Source organism: uncultured Clostridium sp., assembly GCF_934754925.1.
Lineage (GTDB): Bacteria > Bacillota > Clostridia > Clostridiales > Clostridiaceae > Clostridium.
The window spans coordinates 1-1772 of record NZ_CAKVJA010000111.1 but is presented as its reverse complement, the minus strand read 5'-3'; the positions used below and the strand labels follow the sequence as shown (position 1 = coordinate 1772).

Genomic DNA, 1772 nt, shown 5'->3' with positions numbered 1-1772 from the left:
AGTCATTGGTCTTTCAATAACTTCAGCTAATTCACCATAATAAGTAGCAATAGCTTGCTCTCTTGTCATTAAATGCATTAAACCTTCACGAACTTTTAAGTCTGGAATTCTTTTAGCTGAGATTGCAATATATCCATATCCTGGATTGCCAATTAAAGAGTACTCTATTTCATTAGCATCTAATTCCTCCATTATCTCTAAAGAAGCACTTGGATCAGTAATATCAATATCACCTGAAATAACTGCATTTACTTTTTGCTCTTCATCTACTACTTGATACTTAATATTTTCGATTTTTGGAGTTCCTAAGAAATAGTCATCAAATTTTGTTACAGATACAACATTATTATCATATCCAACCCATTTGTAAGGACCTGAACCCATTGGAGTGTCATTTTTAGCCTTTACCATTGATAAATCACCTTTAATAAATCCATCTCCATAGTAATGTTCAGGAGTTAAAGGTTGTAACGCTAATTGTCTATCTCCACTTATGTTTATACCATTCACTAATACAGTACAAGTTAAGTCATCAACTTTTGTAATACCTGTAATTGATTCAACATCTATTCCATCTGCAAGACCTTCACTAATATAGTCTTCAGATAATTTACTTGTCCACCAAGCAACTGCATCATATGAATCTGCATATTTTTCATATTCACATTTAGCTAATAATTTTAAAAATTCATCATTATTAGCTGCAACGCTATCTGCATCATATCCTTCATTTTTTAAGTAATCAATGAAAGTTGTTCCATCTCCTGAATCTCCATTTGGATCTCCTTCATACCAACCTTCACAATTAGTTGCAACTAAATATTCTATAAAACCTTCTTCAGTTGCAGCTTTTGCTTGTGCTTCTGAAGCAATTTCTGCTACTTTTGCTGAATAGTTAGCATCATCATAATAATATTCTTTCATTCCTACTATATCTAATGAACTAACAAATGAAGCCATACCATCATATGTTGGATCAGCATACACATAGTAAGCAAAGATTAAATCATCAATAGTAACTGGCTCACCATCATGGAAATTCATCCCCTCTTTTAACTTAATAGTATAAAGAGTTTGAACACTTCCATCTTCTGCAGTAACCTCTTCACTAGTAATGCTACCACCCTTTTCTTGTAATTCATTGTTTTCATCAGTTTCACAAACACTAGTAAAGACTGTCTCAAAAGCTTGAGCATCATAAGCTGAAGTATAGAAAAATGGACTAAATACCCCATTAAATGTTTGAGTACCAATAACTAACGTATTACTAGAGCTTCCTTTGTCTTTGCTACTAGTACCATCACTACTTTTACTATTACTACACCCTGCTACACTTAATAGCATTGTAGCTGATAGTAATACTGCAAGTATCTTTCTTTTCATAATAAAAATCCCCCTTTTTATAATTTATATAATAATCTATAAAATTTTATAGAAATTACTACCCCAATATTAATTACAAATTTGCATTAAAATTATTTTTATTACATTTTATTACAATTCATATGTTGTTAAATATACCATAGCTTTTTTATTAAGTCAATTACTATTAACTCTATTTTTTAACACTTTACCATCCTTTTTTTGATGTTTTTAATATTTTATTCTTAAATCCTACCTTTAAGTTATTATTTATTAAATTAACACTAGTATATCTACATAAAATTTATATTTTTTGTTCTATAGACATAATCCCAAGTAATTAAATTTATTATCTTTTCATTTTATAACTTAGTTAATTTTATAAGTTAAAATTTATGCCCTTAATTAAT

At 29.1% G+C, this 1772-nt stretch carries 1 protein-coding gene; it reads right to left on the bottom strand.

The features are described from left to right. Positions 1-1383: ABC transporter substrate-binding protein (locus tag Q0G30_RS14255; RefSeq protein WP_294391426.1), on the bottom strand; the 1383-nt coding region annotated here is incomplete at its 3' end. Positions 1384-1772: the final 389 nt, after the last annotated feature.